This window comes from Flavobacterium sp. TC780, assembly GCF_056783245.1.
On the sequence record NZ_JBXBAV010000081.1, the window covers coordinates 1 to 17,653 of the forward strand.

15 protein-coding genes and 5 pseudogenes are annotated in these 17,653 nt (G+C 31.8%); 14 read left to right on the plus strand and 6 right to left on the minus strand.

The genetic code is table 11. The features are described 5' to 3' along the window. From AC1RYN_RS07670 to uvrB, 10 genes and pseudogenes are all read left to right on the plus strand, one after another. Positions 1-764, plus strand: a pseudogene (locus AC1RYN_RS07670) (NADP-dependent isocitrate dehydrogenase); the annotation flags it as partial. 217 nt (positions 765-981) lie between these two features. Then, positions 982-3,297 (plus strand): annotated as a pseudogene (locus AC1RYN_RS07675) (TonB-dependent receptor). 37 nt (positions 3,298-3,334) lie between these two features. Beyond that, the gene (locus AC1RYN_RS07680; protein WP_481806499.1) at positions 3,335-4,156 is read left to right on the plus strand and encodes a DUF4249 domain-containing protein; all 822 of its coding nucleotides are present in this window, start codon (positions 3,335-3,337) and stop codon (positions 4,154-4,156) included. 8 nt (positions 4,157-4,164) lie between these two features. After that, entirely contained in the window at positions 4,165-4,647 is a 483-nt protein-coding gene (locus AC1RYN_RS07685) for a GyrI-like domain-containing protein (RefSeq protein ID WP_481806500.1), read from the plus strand. A gap of 281 nt (positions 4,648-4,928) precedes the next feature. After that, a complete protein-coding gene (locus AC1RYN_RS07690) occupies positions 4,929-5,195 on the plus strand; it encodes a RidA family protein (RefSeq protein ID WP_481806501.1) in 267 nt (88 codons plus the stop codon). Between the two features lie 340 nt (positions 5,196-5,535). After that, positions 5,536-6,195, plus strand: a pseudogene (locus tag AC1RYN_RS07695) (thiamine diphosphokinase). A 234-nt stretch (positions 6,196-6,429) separates the two neighbouring features. Then, on the plus strand, positions 6,430-6,702 hold the full coding sequence (locus tag AC1RYN_RS07700; RefSeq protein ID WP_481806502.1) for an RlmF-related methyltransferase: 273 nt from the start codon (positions 6,430-6,432) through the stop codon (positions 6,700-6,702). Between the two features lie 82 nt (positions 6,703-6,784). Next, entirely contained in the window at positions 6,785-7,195 is a 411-nt protein-coding gene (locus AC1RYN_RS07705) for an RlmF-related methyltransferase (protein ID WP_481806525.1), read from the plus strand. Between the two features lie 43 nt (positions 7,196-7,238). Beyond that, positions 7,239-7,301, plus strand: coding sequence for a hypothetical protein (locus tag AC1RYN_RS07710; protein WP_481806526.1), 63 nt, complete (start codon positions 7,239-7,241; stop codon positions 7,299-7,301). Positions 7,302-7,475: 174 nt separating this feature from the next. Further along, a pseudogene (uvrB, locus tag AC1RYN_RS07715) lies at positions 7,476-9,464 on the plus strand (excinuclease ABC subunit UvrB). Here the strand turns inward: uvrB and AC1RYN_RS07720 are convergent. Then, a complete protein-coding gene (locus AC1RYN_RS07720) occupies positions 9,461-9,862 on the minus strand; it encodes an excinuclease ABC subunit B (RefSeq protein ID WP_481806503.1) in 402 nt (133 codons plus the stop codon). The pseudogene uvrB and the gene AC1RYN_RS07720 sit on opposite strands and share 4 nt — an antisense overlap. 59 nt (positions 9,863-9,921) lie before the next feature. Between AC1RYN_RS07720 and AC1RYN_RS07725 the strand changes: the two genes are divergently transcribed. The 4 genes and pseudogenes from AC1RYN_RS07725 to pafA all read left to right on the plus strand — a co-directional run bounded on the left by AC1RYN_RS07725 (position 9,922) and on the right by pafA (position 13,693). Further along, a complete protein-coding gene (locus AC1RYN_RS07725; protein WP_481806504.1) occupies positions 9,922-10,932 on the plus strand; it encodes a dipeptide epimerase in 1,011 nt (336 codons plus the stop codon). A gap of 70 nt (positions 10,933-11,002) precedes the next feature. Continuing rightward, positions 11,003-11,470, plus strand: coding sequence for a DUF1456 family protein (locus AC1RYN_RS07730; RefSeq protein ID WP_481806505.1), 468 nt, complete (start codon positions 11,003-11,005; stop codon positions 11,468-11,470). A gap of 42 nt (positions 11,471-11,512) precedes the next feature. Then, on the plus strand, positions 11,513-11,920 hold the full coding sequence (locus AC1RYN_RS07735; protein ID WP_481806506.1) for a hypothetical protein: 408 nt from the start codon (positions 11,513-11,515) through the stop codon (positions 11,918-11,920). Positions 11,921-12,069: 149 nt separating this feature from the next. Next, positions 12,070-13,693 (plus strand): annotated as a pseudogene (gene pafA, locus AC1RYN_RS07740) (alkaline phosphatase PafA). Between the two features lie 67 nt (positions 13,694-13,760). Here the strand turns inward: pafA and AC1RYN_RS07745 are convergent. From AC1RYN_RS07745 to AC1RYN_RS07765, 5 genes are all read right to left on the minus strand, one after another. Further along, positions 13,761-14,948, minus strand: coding sequence for a hypothetical protein (locus AC1RYN_RS07745; RefSeq protein ID WP_481806507.1), 1,188 nt, complete (start codon positions 14,946-14,948; stop codon positions 13,761-13,763). Positions 14,949-15,152: 204 nt separating this feature from the next. Further along, positions 15,153-15,524 carry a hypothetical protein gene (locus AC1RYN_RS07750; RefSeq protein ID WP_481806508.1) on the minus strand — a complete coding sequence of 124 codons (372 nt, stop codon included), beginning with the start codon at positions 15,522-15,524 and terminating at the stop codon, positions 15,153-15,155. Positions 15,525-15,656: 132 nt separating this feature from the next. Continuing rightward, positions 15,657-16,025 (minus strand): hypothetical protein, encoded by a 369-nt coding sequence (locus AC1RYN_RS07755; RefSeq protein ID WP_481806509.1) that lies wholly within the window; start codon positions 16,023-16,025, stop codon positions 15,657-15,659. A 460-nt stretch (positions 16,026-16,485) separates the two neighbouring features. Continuing rightward, positions 16,486-16,800, minus strand: coding sequence for a GIY-YIG nuclease family protein (locus tag AC1RYN_RS07760; protein WP_481806510.1), 315 nt, complete (start codon positions 16,798-16,800; stop codon positions 16,486-16,488). A gap of 283 nt (positions 16,801-17,083) precedes the next feature. Then, positions 17,084-17,593 (minus strand): hypothetical protein, encoded by a 510-nt coding sequence (locus AC1RYN_RS07765; protein ID WP_481806511.1) that lies wholly within the window; start codon positions 17,591-17,593, stop codon positions 17,084-17,086. Positions 17,594-17,653: the final 60 nt, after the last annotated feature.

Here is a 17,653-nt window from a genome sequence, read left to right on the forward strand (position 1 = left end):
CTATGTCCTGTTACTTCATTCAGTTACGTATTGCTAAGGTTAATACATGCTCCTGTTGTTAGGGAGGCAGACGCTGGCTTAGATATTCGTATCATGAATCCAATCGATGCTACAAACTTCACTCTTGAAAGAATAATTAAAGGATTAGACACTATCTCTGTAACTGGTAACGTATTACGTGATTACCTTACAGATTTATTCCCAATTCTTGAAGTTGGAACTTCTGCTAAAATGCTTTCTATCGTTCCTTTAATGAATGGTGGTGGATTATTTGAAACTGGTGCTGGAGGTTCTGCGCCTAAACATGTTGAGCAATTTACACAAGAAGGATATTTACGTTGGGATTCATTACGGAGAATTTTTAGCTCTTGGTGCTTCTTTAGAGCATTTAGGTCAAACTTTAAACAACTCTAAAGCAATTGTTCTTGCTAAACTTAGTCAGGCTAATGACAAATTCCTTGCAAACGATAAATCTCCAGCTCAGTAAGATAGGACAAATCAACAACCGTGGTTCTCGCTTTTATTTAGCTTTCTACTGGGCTCAAGCTTTGGCTGCTCAAAATAAAGATGCTGAATTAAAAGCGATCTTCACTCCTATCACTGCTGAGTTTGCTGAAAACGAAGCTAAGATAAATGCTGAATTAATTGCTGCTCAAGGAAAACCTCAAGATATCGGTGGCTATTACCAACCAAATCCTGAATTAACTAGTAAAGCAATGCGTCCAAGCGCAACATTTAATTCTATTTTAGCTAAAATAGCTTAACACATAAATTTTATAGAGACACACTGCAAAGTACTTCTCTACAAATGAATATCTAAAAGACAACCCTAAACGGTTGTCTTTTTTTAACTCACATTTAACATTGATTTTGTAATAATTTTTGCCTTATAACGTCTTATAAAGTAATTCAAAATTTAAACAATCATTTTCAAAAAAAGTTAACTCATTACTTATTGTATTTCTCGTTTCTTTTTCTTCGATAGCACCAAGAGAAATTCACCCTCAGTGGCATCATTCGGACTCTAAAAATAATGAAACCTTAATTGGAGTCAACATATACATCCCTTCATTAAAAACAGGTACTACAACCAATGAATATGGTTTTTACTCGATTACAGCTCCAAAAGGAGAATATCAGATAGAGATAAGCTACGTCGGATATCAAACTTTTGAACAAACCATTAACAAAGAAACTAAAAGTAATTACTTAAAGAAGGTGGTGAAGAACTTCAAGAAGTAGTCATTACTGACAATAGAGGAAGAGCCAATACTCGTACTCCTGAAATGAGTGTAAACAAACTTTCTATTACATCTATAAAAAAAAATGCCCGTTGTTATCGGGGGAAGTTGATGTTTTAAAATCAATTTTACTACTCCCTGGTGTTACCAATGCTGGTGAAGGAGCGTCTGGTTTTAACGTACGTGGTGGTGGTGCCGATCAAAATTTAATACTTCTTGATGAAGCTACAATTTTTAATTCTTCACATGTTTTTGGATTCTTCTCTGTATTTAATCCAGATGCCATTAAAGATTTAAAATTATATAAAGGAGAATTCCCGCTCGTTACGGAGGTAGAGCATCATCCGTTTTGGATATATATCAAAAAGATGGAAATAGCAAAGATTTCCATATGAATGGTGGATACGGATTAATCTCAAGCCGACTTACTTGCTGAAGGTCCACTAGTAAAAGATAAAGGATGAGTTCTTAATTGGAGGAAGAGCTTCTTATGGTCATCTATTCCTAAAACTAACTGAAGACATGAAAGACAATTCTGTTTATTTTTATGACTTAAATGCTAAATTGAGTTATAGATTAAATGACAACAGTTTATATTTATCAAGTTATTTGGAAGTGATGTGTTTAGCATAGCCAATAGCTTTGCAAATACTTTACGGAAATACTACTTTAAACTTTCCGTTGGAATCATTTATACTCAGATAAACTTTACGCTAATTTTGTAATTTACAGTGATTATTATTATGGACTTAATTTGGATTTAGTTCGATTCAAATGGGATTATGGCATCAAGAATTAAATATCAAATACGATTTCAAAAATTATATTTCAGACAAATTCAAGCTGAATTATGGTATAAATGGTATTTACTATGATTTTAGACCCAGGAACTATTTATTAAACCAACAGGTGAAGAAATTAGAATCGACCCAGAACAATTAACAAGAAATATGCATTTGAACATGCAATTTATATTGAGGCAGAAAATCAAATTGCGAAAAAACTAACCTTTCATACGGTCTGCGCTTTAGCATGTTTTATCGTTTAGGTTCTTAGTCAGTTAACTTATATGAAAATGATAATCCGTCGTTTCATTGATCCTGTTAGGCAAATTTACGAGAAAGCAACCCCAATAGGAACTCAGTATTATGGCAAGAACAAATCTATTTATGATTATAAAAATTTAGAACCTCGTTTTTCTATTGGATACCAAATAAACGAAGACCAAGCTGTCAAAGCTAGTTACAACAGAATGGCGCAATACTTACAATTAATATCAAATACCTCATCTCCTACTCCTCTTGATGTCTGGATGCCAAGCGACCAGTTTATTAAACCTCAGATTGCTGATCAGGTTGCTCTAGGTTATTTCAGAAATTTCCAAGATGGAGATTACTCACTTGAAGCTGAAACGTATTATAAGAAAATAAAAAACAGACTTGATTATATTGATGGTGCAGATTTAATCGCAAACAATGCTATTGAACAAGTACTTTTAAATGGTCGTATGCGTTCTTATGGTGTAGAGCTAATGCTTAAAAAGAATACAGGAAAATTAACTGGATGGGTTTCGTATACTTTATCAAAATCAGAACAGCAAACTCCAGGAAGAACTCCTGAGGAAACAGGAATTAATAACGGACAATGGTATAATTCAGTTTACGATAAGCTACATAATTTAGCTGTAACAACTGCATATTCACTAAACGAAAAATGGTCTTTTGGTGCTAATTTTGCATTACAATCGGGACAACCGGTAACTTATCCGACTGGATACTATGAGTATCTTGGTGTTAAAGTTCCCCATTATGGTACACGAAATGAAAACAGACTACCAGCATATCATCATTTAGATATCTCAGCTACATTAACTCCAAGATCAAACAAAAACAGAAATTGGAAAGGCGAATGGGTTTTTAGTATTTATAATCTTTATAATAGACATAATGCAGCCTCAATTAATTTCAGACAAAACGAAGATACAGGCTATAATGAAGCTGTAAAAACTTCTATTTTCGGAATGGTTCCTGCAGTTAGCTATAATTTTAAATTTTAATTCACTTCTCCAAAAAGAGAAATAAAAATATATTCACATGAAAAAAATAAGCCTATTAATTCTTTTTTTTACAGCGCTCTTTTTTACGAGTTGCGAAGAAGTTGTTGAAGTTGATTTAAAAACAGAACCACCTAAATTGGTAGTAGAAGCTGTCATTAATTGGACAAAAGGAACAACAGGAAACCAACAAATGATAAAATTAACTACCACTACAGATTATTACAATCCAGTAATTCCAGTTGTTTCAGGAGCTACAGTATCTATAAAGAATAGCACTAATAAAGTATTCTCCTTTATAGAAGTTCCACAAACAGGACAATACGTTTGTACAAATTTTGAGCCTGTTATTAACGAAACCTATGTTTTAACCATTATTAGTGGAGGAAATACTTATACAGCAACCGAAACCTTAAAATCGGTAGCGCCAATTACAAGAATAGAACAGAAAAACGATGGTGGCATTATGAAAGATGAAGTTGAAGTAAAAGCATATTATAATGATCCTGCTAACGAAACAAACTATTATTTATACCATTACACATACTCTAATAAAGTACTGTCTAGTTATTCAGCTGTAGAAGATAGATTTTTTAACGGAAATGAGTTTTTCAGCACTTCAAATAACGATGATTTAAAACCGGGTGATAAAGTTGAAATAAGTCATATCGGTATCTCTAAAAGTTATTACAATTACATGAATATCTTAATAAGTATTGCTGGCGATAATAGTGGCGGACCATTTCAATCTCCTCCAGCAACAGTAAGAGGTAATGTTATAAACACAACAAATGCAAGCGACTATCCTTTAGGTTATTTTTCACTTGGCGAAATAGACACTAAAAAATACACAATCGAGTAATTCTGAATATGGAACACAAAGTAGAAATTTTAACCGAAAAGAAAATTGTTGGAAAACGAATTACAACCTCTTTTTCTGCCAATAGGACAAAAGAACTTTGGCAAGGTTTTATGCCTAACCGAAAAGAAATACAAAATAATATCGGTCCAGAGCTATATTCTATTGAAGTGTATCCAGAATCTCATTTTGCTAATTTTAATCCAAACAATCAATTTGAAAAATGGGCAGGCATAGAAGTAACAGATTTCCTTTCGGTTCCTGTTGGCATGGAAACCATTGTAATTCCAAACGGACTATACGCAGTTTTTATACATAAAGGCCCTGCAAGCAACGGACATAAAACATATCAATATATTTTCACTGATTGGTTGCCTAAGTCGGAATACTCACTTGAGAACAGACCTCATTTTGCCGTCATGGGCGAAAATTACAAACATGAAGATCCAACATCCGAAGAGGAAATTTGGATTCCGATTAGATATAAAAAATAAAATTCATAAAAAATGCTCTCCCAACTGAGAGCATTTTTTTTGCTTTACTTTTAAAACACAAAGCTATCAAGTCTCAACATATGTAAATGTTTAAGAATTAGAATTAGGCAACCTTTGCGAATAATTAATTCAAAAATTAAAATCATGAGACACTTACTTCTTCTTTATGTTCGCTATTTGCATTTAATACAAAAGCACAAAATTTCAAAAATCCAGAATCTTTATTTGATCCTACCCCCTATGGCTTTAGTCATGCATCATCGGTTTCTGCAACTGGGGAATTGATTTACATATCTGGGCAAAGTGGTGGCTTAGGCAAAGAACATCTTTTAAGTAATAGCTTTCGAGAACAAACACAAGTAGCATTACAAAATATTGTAACAGTACTGGACAGCTACAACTTAAAACCACAGAACGTTATAAAAATTACTATTCTAATAGTAGATCATTCACAAGAAAAACTAAAAATATGGAATGAAGAAATTAATGAAGTATGGAAAAATAAGCCATTCCCAGCCAGTTCATTAAATTCCAGATTCCAAAATTAGCCATAGACGGAATGCTAATTGAAGTGGGATGCAGTTGTTACAAAGCAAAAAAATAACTTTTTAAGATTCTTAAACCATTAAAAGATTATGTTTAATAAGAATCTGTGACAAAGAAAACCAATCATATAGGTTATCTAGCTCAGTTAAGTAAAACAGTCCAAACTTATATTTTCTTAAATAACTTATATACTAAAAATATCGTTGCAACTTATAGACAACACAAATAATCCTTTTAATCTTTATAATCTAGCTCATAAAAAAACTCAATTACTTAATCGTAGAAAAATATTTACTTTTTCACTTTCGTACATTTATGGCACATTTTAAATCTTAACTATAAATGTCCTCACATCATATCGTACGCGACGACCAAGAACCTGCATTAATCATAGCCAACGGAGCAGCCTCCAATCCCGAATTATGAGGACAATTACTAGAATGGTCTCCTTTGGTAATCGTATTAGATTCGGCTATAGAACGAGTAGTCGATTTAGGTATAAAAGTCGATGTGTTATTAGGTGACTTCATGCGTGATTCGACCCAGAAATATACAAAACCACACAATATCCAATCGAGAGTACATACTCTAGAATGAGGACAAAACCGATTTAGAAAAAGCATTCGATTATTTAATCGAACAAAAATGCCTGCTGTAAATGTAATTTGGTAAATTCAAAAAGAGCCGACCATACTATTACAAATATAACCAACATCTGTTCGATATCGAAATTTATTGAAAATTGTAATCCTCAATGACCATTCCAAAATATTTTTTATTACCAAACAAATCGAAAAACGATATATGCAACACTTCATTTCACTTATCCCATATTGGAATAGTAAACGGAATTTTTTCAGACAATTTGGTATACCCTTTACATAACGACATCCTTTCAATAGGCTATCGCACTGGGAGCAGTAATGCCGTTGTAAAAGATGGAAATAATCTACAATTACCCACACCGATGGCGATTTATTGCTAATGGAATGTATGGATTAATTCTTTTTTCAGGAGCTATTTCCCGCTTTCGCCTCAATCTTTTTGGGCAAGAAAAGCCCAAAAAGGATACCAGCTCAATCGGGGCTAACCCAAATAATTTCATAATACTAATATAACTTATTTCCAAATTAGGAATGTGTACCTTTGCACGGAAATTAAGAATAATGAAAGCTACAAATAACGCCGAGAAAACAAGTCTACATCCTAGAAACCCGCATCGTTCCCGCTACGATTTTGAAAAGGCAACTAATTGCAGCTTGTTCTGAATTAAAGAAATACGTGGCGATAAACGAACATGGAATCGAAACAATTGATTTTAGTAATCCCGAAGCAGTAAAGGCACTTAATAAAGCCTTATTAATTCATTATTACGACATACAAAACTGGGATATTCCTAAAAATTACCTCTGCCCTCCAATTCCTGGAAGAGCTGATTACATTCATTACCTAGCCGATTTATTAGCACAACAAATAATGGTGTTATTCCAGAAGGCGAAGCAGTGTTAGGTTTAGACATTGGTGTTGGCGCTAATGTATTTATCCAATATTAGGAAATGCAGCCTATGGATGGAGTTTCGTAGGAACAGATATCGATGAAAAAGCAATCGAAAACTGTAGTAAAATTATTGAAGCCAATCCTAAACTAATTGACACTATCAGTTTACAACAACAAACAGAATCACGTTTTATATTCAAAAATATAATTACACCCGAAGATAAATTTACATTCACTATTTGTAATCTGTCTTTTCATTCTTCCTCAGAAGAAGCTTCAAATAAAGGTGCTGTTCGAAAAATAACAAGCCTAAATCCAAAAGCAAATAGAAAAGCAGCTCCAGTTTTAAACTTCGGTGGTCATAGTGCCGAATTATGGTGCGATGGTGGGGGGGGAAATTGGATTTGTAACACAAATGATTTACGAAAGTGCCAAATATCTAATGCAATGTTTATGGTTTCTACATTAGTATCCAAAAAGAGAAAACTTATCAAGTATCTATAAAACATAAAACAAAGTAAATGCTTCAATCGTAAAAACAATCGATATGGCACAAGGTCAGAAAACGAGCCGTATTGTAGCATGGTCATTCCTACCGAAGCACAACTAGGTAAATGGAGTTTTAAAAGCGAAAATTAAATTATAATATCTCTGTATAATCAATTCTAGGACTATAAAAACATCGATTTTAACCCTGTTCCAACTTGGAAATCAAAAACAAGAAATCATTATTTCTATTTTTTGTTTTGTAACTTTACAATCCCAACAATTCTAATATAAATAAATGAATTTTCAAGTAGCCTCAGATTATAGTCCAAAAGGAGATCAGCCACAAGCAATTGAAAAATTAACCCAAGGTATAATTGATGGCGAAAAATACCAAACGCTTCTTGGAGTAACAGGGTCAGGAAAAACATTTACAGTAGCCAATGTAATACAGGAAGTGCAAAGACCAACATTGGTTTTGGCACACAATAAAACATTGGCAGCACAATTATATTCAGAATTCAAACAATTTTTCCAAACAATGCTGTAGAATATTTCGTTTCATACTATGATTATTACCAACCAGAAGCATTTATGCCAGTAACGGGAGTATTTATAGAAAAAGATCTATCTATTAACGAAGAGTTGGAGAAAATGCGTTTAAGCACAACATCTTCCCTACTTTCAGGACGACGCGACATATTGGTCGTCGCTTCAGTTTCTTGTTTATACGGTATCGAAAACCTGTGGAATTCCAGAAGAATGTAATTGCTATAGAAAAGGATCAGGTTATTTCCAGAACCAAATTATTACACAGTCTGGTACAAAGTTTATATTCAAGAACCGAAGCCGATTTAATCCTGGAAGTTTTAGAATAAAAGGTGATACTGTTGAGGTATATCCTAGTTATGCAGATGACGGATATCGAATTCATTTTTTTGGGTGATGAAATCGAAGAAATTGAATCCTTCGATATAAAAACTTCTCAGGTAATTAGAAATTTAATAAACTTACTATTTACCCTGCCAATATGTTTGTAACATCACCAGATGTACTGCAAGGAGCAATATGGCAAATACAACAAGACTTGGTAAAACAAGTAGACTATTTTAAAGAAATAGGAAAACATCTAGAAGCCAAACGACTAGAAGAACGCACCAATTTTGATTTAGAAATGATTCGTGAACTAGGTTATTGCTCAGGCATCGAGAACTATTCTCGTTATCTTGACGGAAGAGAAGCTGGAACAAGACCATTCTGTTTACTAGATTACTTTCCAGATGATTATTTAATGGTAGTCGATGAAAGTCACGTAACATTATCGCAAGTGCATGCTATGTATGGAGGAGATAGAAGCCGTAAAGAAAATCTTGTTGAATATGGTTTCCGCCTACCCGCAGCAATGGATAACCGTCCTTTAAAGTTTGAAGAATTTGAAGCCATGCAAAACCAAGTAATTTATGTATCGGCTACTCCGGCAGATTATGAATTACAAAAAACAGATGGTGTATATGTAGAGCAGGTAATTCGTCCAACAGGATTATTAGATCCAATTATCGAAGTACGCCCAAGTTTGAATCAAATTGATGATTTAATCGAAGAAATTCAGCTACGTTGCGAATTAGACGAACGTGTTTTGGTTACCACTTTAACAAAAAGAATGGCCGAAGAATTAGCAAAATACTTAACCAAAGTTAGTATTCGATGTCGTTATATACACTCTGATGTAGATACGCTAGAACGTATCGAAATTATGCAAGATTTACGAAAAGGTATTTTTGATGTTTTAATTGGAGTAAACTTACTTCGTGAAGGTTTGGATTTACCTGAAGTTTCACTAGTAGCAATTCTTGATGCCGATAAAGAAGGATTTTTGCGTAGTCATAGATCATTAACTCAAACTATTGGTCGTGCAGCAAGAAACCTCAACGGAAAAGCAATTATGTATGCTGACAAAATCACTGCGAGTATGCAAAAAACTATTGACGAAACCAATTACCGCCGTACAAAACAAATTAATTTCAATCTAGAACACAACCAGGTTCCACAGGCATTAAATAAAAAAATCGACAGTGCTTTCACCAAAAATCCATTGGTAGAATATGAATTAGGTCATACTTTGAGTGAAGCAGCCGAGCCAGACACAGCTTACCTATCTAAAGCAGAACTAGAGAAAATGATTCGTGAAAAGCGTAAATCAATGGAAAAGGCAGCTAAGGACTTAGACTTTCTTCAGGCAGCAAAATTGCGTGACGATATTAAGAAATTACAAGAACAATTGCCTTAATTGTGTTGCTCCTGAAAAATTTTAAGTAAGACTTCAGGATCAATCATTGCATTTGGAGCATTCTTCATTAAATTAAGAATGCGCTTAGTAGCTATAGGATTTAATCCCATATCAATAGCAATTTGCTGTATTGCAGTAGCTTCTCTAATATGTAATATACCATCGCAATGCATAATTAAAGCCAATCGATAAAATTGCTGAATACGCTGAAACTCTGACTTGATAACTAATGAAGGTATCTCCTGATGAAATAAATCTTTAAAAGTCACTTCATCAATATTTAATTCCTGAGCAACCAATGACAAAAAATCATACTCTCTCTTATGCAATTCTCCATCAACAGTTGAGAAAGATATTAGTTCTAAAAGTAAACTTATTTTTTCTGTATTAGTATTCATCAAATTCATATTTTTAGCTAAAATATTGCTTTTAAATTTAAAATACAAAAACGGCAGCTATGCAATTAATTATCAAGGCATACAATCTAAAATTAAAACATACTTTTAGAATTTCAAGAAAAACAATCGATTTTCAACCAACAGTAATTGTTGAATTAAAAAAAGATGGATATTCTGGTTTTGGTGAAGCAACATCCAATCCATATTATAATATCACTGTTCCAATATTAGAAAATGATCTTGAAAAAATCCGTCCAATTATAGAAGTAATAGAGAATGAAACTCCAAAAGAATTTTGGGCAAAAATAAATCCATTATTACAAGAAAATAAATTTGCGCTATGCGCCTTAGATAATGCTTTCAATGATTGGTATGCTAGAAAAAAAGGCATTAAACTATATCAATTATGGAATTATTCCATTCAAAATAATCCATTGACTAATTATACCATCGGAATTGATTCTATTGAAAAAATGGTTTCTAAAATGAAAGAATTACCATGGCCTATTTATAAAATAAAACTAGGAACTCCCGAAGACATTGCCATTGTAACTGAGTTAAGAAAACACAGTAATGCTATTTTTAGGATAGACGCCAATTGTGGATGGGGTGTTGATGAGACAATTAAAAATGCTATTGAACTAAAAAAACTTGGTGTCGAATTTCTTGAACAACCGCTCAAAGCAGATGACTGGGACGGACATCGAAAAGTTTTTAATCATTCCGTTTTACCTATTGTAGCTGACGAAAGTTGTATCATAGAAAGTGATATTGCTAAATGCCACAACCATTTTCATGGTGTAAATATAAAGTTGATGAAATGTGGGGGCATAACTCCAGGACGACAAATGCTACAGGAAGCAAAGCAATTGGGATTAAAAACAATGATAGGTTGTATGACCGAATCTACAGTTGGAATTTCTGCAATTGCTCATTTATTACCAGAACTCGATTATGTTGATATGGATGGTCCTTTGCTATTAGAAAAAGATATTGCTAGTGGCGTTATCATACAAAATGGAGCCATAAAATATGCTGAAGGTAACGGAACTGGAGTTATCTTATATTAATCACAATTTCAATATAAGGAAAGTAACAATTCAATTACTTTTAAAACGTACCTTTGTAAAAAATTAAACGATGACAAATAACGATATCCTAAAAAAACTACGCGTAGCCTTAATGCTCCGTGACGACCAAATAGTTGAAATATTAGAATTGGTAGATTTTAGAATTTCAAAATCAGAGTTGGGTGCTTTTTTCAGAGCCGAAGACCATGAAAACTATATGGAATGTGGGGATCAGGTATTGCGTAACTTCTTAAACGGATTAGTAATTCATTTAAGAGGAACAAAAGAAAATCCTAAAAATCCTAATGATGTTTTAGCGAAACACAAAGCTGAAATACCTGCTAAAGATAGCACAAAGGAAAGGCCAGAATTTAAAGCCAAATCAAAAGATGAGGAAAGATCTAGAGGAGATCAAGCACCATCTAAATCTGGAACTGCTGCAAAAAAACCTTTCAAAAAGAACAACAGTAAATCTACTCCAAAAATACAAATAGTTGAAAAAGTAAAATTCAACTTCGGTAAAAACAAAAAATCCTAAGCTCACACTTAGGTTTTTTTTTATATATTTTAATTGTAAATAATGACAAAAACATTTTTAATATTAATCTTTTTATCATCATTCACTGTAAAAAGTCAAAATAGTACAAAAGAAGAAATAATTGGAAATTGGCAAGTGACAAATGTAGTGACTAAGTCTAATAACAAAAATATTATTGATTTTTCAAATTCATTTAAAAATGCCATATTCTCTTTTAAAGAAAATAGAGATTTTATGATATCTTTTAAAAAGAACACTCGATTAACTCTTATGACAGTAAAATCTTTAGATAATACAAAATGGTTATTTGATGAAAGAGATGACAAATTTAAAATTGGAACACATGAGGATCATTATTCTATAATGGCTCTTAAAGTCAAAATTAAAGGAAATAGAGCCTACATAAATTTAGATGAGACTAATCTTAATTTGGAATTGATAAGAATATAATAATTCGCAAAAACAAAAAATCCTAAGCTCACACTTAGGATTTTTTTTATCAGATATGTTAAAGTGAAACCATTTTTGCGTTTTCAAACTCAATTCTCAATTCTTTTTGAAATCGAATCTGTATTTTTGTATAAATTAGATTTTAAAACATGAAGAAAATTATTTTATTTTTAGCACTTGTATTCGTTTCCCAAATAAATGCACAAGAACGTCCAAAACTAGTAGTTGGAATTGTTGTGGATCAAATGAAGATGGAATATCTCTATCGTTTCTCAGATGATTTTACAGCAAATGGTTTCAAAAGGCTTATGAATAACGGTTACACGTTTCAAAACATGCATTACAATTACATGCCTACCTACACTGCACCAGGTCATGCATCCATTTACACAGGAACAACTCCTGCAACACATGGAATTGTAAGTAACGAATGGTTTAGTCGAAAATTAGGAAAACAAATGTATTGCACCAATGATGCTGGAGTAGTAACAATAGGTGATGGTACAAAAGAGGAAGGCGAAATGTCTCCAAAAAACTTATTAAGCACAACTATCACTGACGAGTTAAGAATGTCAACCAATTTTCAAGGAAAAGTAATTGGTGTGAGTCTTAAAGATCGTGGAGCAATTTTACCAGCAGGTCACTTTGCTAATTGGGCTTTTTGGTATAGCAAAACAGGATCTTTTATTTCAAGTACATTTTACGGAGATAAATTACCTGATTGGGTAACTGAATTTAATGGTGAAAAACGTTATTTATCATATATAAACAAAGGCTGGGATCTTTACAAACCTCTTTCTGTTTATACTAGTAAAAGCTTACCAGATAACAATCCATACGAAGGGAAGCTATACAATAGTGCAGCACCCGTTTTTCCATACAACTTAAAAGATATGTATGATAAAAATGACGCAGGAATTATTCGTTCTACTCCATTCGGAAATGACTTACTTGCTGATTTTGCAAAAAGAGCAATCGAAAAAGAAGAATTAGGAAAAGATGATATTACAGACTTCTTAACGGTTAGTTTCTCATCTACAGATTACGTAGGGCATTTATTAGGGCCACGTTCTATGGAGTTACAAGATACTTATTTGCGTTTAGACCAAACTATAGCAGACTTTTTAGCTTACTTAGACAAAACTGTTGGTAAAGATAATTACTTACTTTTCTTAACTGCTGATCATGCTGGAGCTGAGAATGTAAATTACCTTAAAGATCGTAAGTACAATGTAAATAGTATTAGCCCAAAAGATATTCGTAAAAATCTAACCGATTTTTCAGTAAAAACTTTTGGTGCCGATTTAGTTTTAAACTATTCTAGCTTCAATTTATTTTTGAATAAAGAAGTCATCAAAACTAAAAAACTGGAATATAGTTAAAGTTAAACAAGCTTTCAAAGATTATTTGATGGCTCAGGAATACGTAAAAAGAGTATATACCGAAGAAGAAATTTTAAGTGCTACAGGTAATGATTACTACTTAAACTTTATTGTAAAAGGATATGACGTAACTCAAAACGGAGATTTAATTGTTCTGGACAAACCCGGTTATATCGAATACATGGGAACAGGAACATCTCACGGAACTCCATATACTTATGACACTCATGTACCGGCAATTTTTTACGGATGGCACGTTAAAAAAGGGGAATCATATAATAAAAAAGTGATTACACAAATTGCTCCAACAATTGCACAAAAAATAAAAGTAACGTTCCCGAACGGAACCAAAACTAATGTTCTTGAAGAAGTTTTAGATACTAAAAAGTAATTCATTTCATAAAATAAAAACGGCTGTATTATTAAATTACAGCCGTTTTTGTTTATAATTGATTTTATTATCCTCTAAATCTATTTCTTACAATGATGTCTTTAAGCTTAGCTTTTAAATCTTCACCAGTGTCATAAACCATTTGTTCGTTATTAGGAAATGGCATAGCACGTCTATTAAAATAACTCATGTAACTATCCTCGCAAGCACTCTTATCTCCTTTGTAAGTTGCATAAACATAATCAAAGATGAATTCGCTAGTTACTGGAAACGATTGCATTAACTGATTGGTCCTTAAATCAACATAATCTACCTTTGCGGTTACCTGACAAGATTTAAATTGTCTGAACTCGTATATATTTGCTCGAAGCGTTCTATAATTATCAACCTTTATTTCCCGACCTAAGCTATCTTTTACAGGCTTACCTCTACCATCCAAAAGAGTTCTCACTCCATCTTTCACCTGCTTTTCTTTAATAAACTCTTTCTCTTTAATTTGCTCTGGCGAAATAAATATCTCTCTAAAATTCAAAATTAAACTATAGTCGTAAACAACACTTTTTTGTCTGACACTATGATAAACAGTCCATTTATCATTTAATCCGTACGTGCTGAAATCTAATAAATCATTTTGAAGCTGTTTTGGAATAACCATATTCGTTTCGTTTTTAGCATAAACATCTACAAAATCGGTACCTTTAAAAAGGGCTTCATCCATTAATTTTTTTGCGTTTTTGTATCCCGGATTGATATTTTCCAGATAAGCGAAATCATCGTATGCCTTTCTAAAATCCAGCTTGTTTTTAGATTTTAAAAGTGCCGAAGCATTTTCATATAAATATTTTGATAATGCATTTTTGCTACTTACAATTTGCGAAGAATAATTATCAAACGGAAAATAGGCATTCTTACCTTGTTTCATTAACTGCAATGGCAACAATGGTCGTATTTTTTCCTGACGGTTATTTAATTGTATGTACGTATTGTAAACACGCTCAATGTTAGCAGGATTAGCCTCTTTTGCCATCAAATCAAAACTGCGTAAATCTCTCTCTTTGGCTTTAGCAAAAGCTTCTTCTAACAAGTAAACATAATCTTGTTTACCCTTAGAATCTTTTTTAGTTCTTAATCCTTCGACCGCACGATCAATAGCTCCATCATAATTACCATCACTTAACATTGATTGAGTGCTTTTTACACCACACGAAGAAAGTGCTAAAAACAATATTGAAAAAAGTAGTATAATCTTTTTCATTCTATAAATTTTAAAGTGCAAATATATCTGTTTTAGATTGATTCAGATAAGTAGTAACTCGATTTTAAATTTAAGAAGCAGAAACTTTCAATTTCAGAATAACCTCCTCCGCGATAGCTATAAAAACTTGGTCAGATTAGAGCATTTACTATTTATAAAAATCCATCTGATTTTAGCACAATATTATTTTAATAAATACAAATATTAGATTTTAGATTCTCTCTTCATTTTTATTTGATAAGCAATTTCCCAAAACAATATAGATAAAAAAGCATTAGCCATTAATGCAGTTTTAACCCCATAAGAATCATATTTTGGAAATAAATGCAAATCTCCAATCTTCAATGCTACGTATAAAGCTAAAAATGCAATTATAGCAGAGTACACTATATTTAATAAAGGTTTCCATTTTAATACCAAAAAAGAGAAAATTAGATTGATAAGAAGAAAACCGCAACCTAAAGTTATAAATCTATGATCTTTTAATTTTTCGCCCAATGCCAGCAAATATGAAGTTGAAAAACTATAGGTGAAAAATAATATTGAATAGATTAGAATACGGATTTGTAATTTCATTTTTTAATTTTTTAGTTTGCCGAAAATACAAATTAAAAATGAAGCTTTGATTAATTTAAGTTTGATAAATGATGGTTAAAAATTTGTTTGCAGGCATGGATTGTCAAATTTACTCTATAAGAGATATTCAAATTAGTCATCCAAGTATTTTAAAATACAGATACAAATTGAAAAAATAAAAATTACAAATACTACATTGCTGATTTTATATATTATTTTATTCTTTTTTGTTTCCTTATTCCATTCTATAGTAAAATCTTTTATATGCTTTTTATATATTTTATAGTTGAAATAATTAATAGTCAAACTAATTATAACAAAAAAAGGAAATAAAAAAAGTATAGTAATATGTAAACTGGGAAATAAAACTTTTTTAAAAATGGCAAGAACTGCCAACACAAAAAAAGCCTGAATACTTGAAAGTCCTTGAGTTACTTTTAATGAATCATTTCCCGTAGTATGAAGATAAAAGAATATTCTCCCTGTTTTTTTAATATCCATTATTGATTTTATTTTGTCTACAAAAAGCTAAAATATTCTTACTTAAACCTAAGACATCATAAAAACTAACATTAGAACCAAATCCCATTTGTTATTTTGTTTTTTAATTTTTTAGTTTCCCGAAAATACAAATTAAAAATGAAGCTTTGATTAATTTAAGTTTGATAAATGATGGTTAAAAATTTGTGCAGGCATGGATTGTCAAATTTACTCTATAAGAGATCCCCGAATCCTATTTCTCATATATTTTTATTTTTATTTTTATTTTAACTACTGTTGTCGCTACTAAGTCGGGAGACTTTTCAGTGTAGAGACGTCCAAAATATTAAATTTCAAGTCCCAATATCCGCAATCTTGTCATTTCGACGCAAGGAGACTCGAGCGATAGCGAACAGACGAAGTAAATCTTCACAAGAAACTCTACAAAGATTGAAAAATTCATATAAAATTTGCTTACAAATTATGCAAATAAATAATTCAAAAAGTCCAAATTTGGATTCATTGTTTTTATCAATTCAATTTTCTTTTCCCTGCGCCAGCCTTTTACTTCTTTTTCACGAGCAATTGCTTCTTGAATCCAAGTAAACTTTTCATAATATAGTAAGTATGTAACATTATACTTTGACGCAAAAGTTTTATTTCCATTTGCGTTATTTTCTTCGTGTTGACTTAACCGAATTCTCAAATTATTTGTAACCCCAGTATAAAAAACTGTTTTAGATATATTTGTTATTATGTATATATAGTAAGTATGATAGCCTCCTTGTAATTCCATTAAATATATTTTTCGCTAAAGTTAAATCATTTTTATTAGAGATTTTACTTACAATATATTTAATATACTTTATGGAGTTTCTTGCGAAGATTACTTCGTCTGTTCGCTATCGCTCGAGTCTCCTTACGTCGAAATGACAAGATTGTGTGCAAAACTTTACCTTTAAAATGAGAAATATCGATTATTATGAAGTCTCCCAACTTCGTACCCATTCCTATATTCTTTTTAATTCTTGCTATGTTTCATTGTGGTCTCTACGAAGTAGGGAGGCCTCGGCTATCCTTTACTTTCTTACTTCTAATTTCAAAATTTGATTTCCTTTCTTTTCTTTAATATAATCTATCCTTACATATTTATTTTCGTCTATTGCTCCTCCATGCGACTTAGCATTATTGTATCCAAACCCAGATATATCAAAATCTGAATATTCAAATTCTACTCCATTAACAATAAATCTTTCACTATCATGACCGCCAGATGGCATTGGATGAAATTTTGTAACAAATCCTTCAGTTTGTAGTTTGGCATTATTGTATAAATCATTTGTTTTGTAATACTCGTAACCAAATAAGAATGAGAATAATAAAAAAAAGAATATCGATACATACTGGAATATTTTTATCTTATTTTTTTGGTGTTCAGGATCTTTAAATAAGTTTTCTTCCTCATCGTTTTCAATCAAGAATAAAATAAATTTTAAAAATAGAAAAATACCAACTGGTATAAATAATATCCAGATTTTTTTGATTCCATCTCCAGATGAAAAATCATAAATTGTTTCAAAGGAGTTCATAGTTTTCAACTTTTTCGTTTTGTAATTTTTCTTCTTTTTAGCAAGAGATAAAAGCGATTA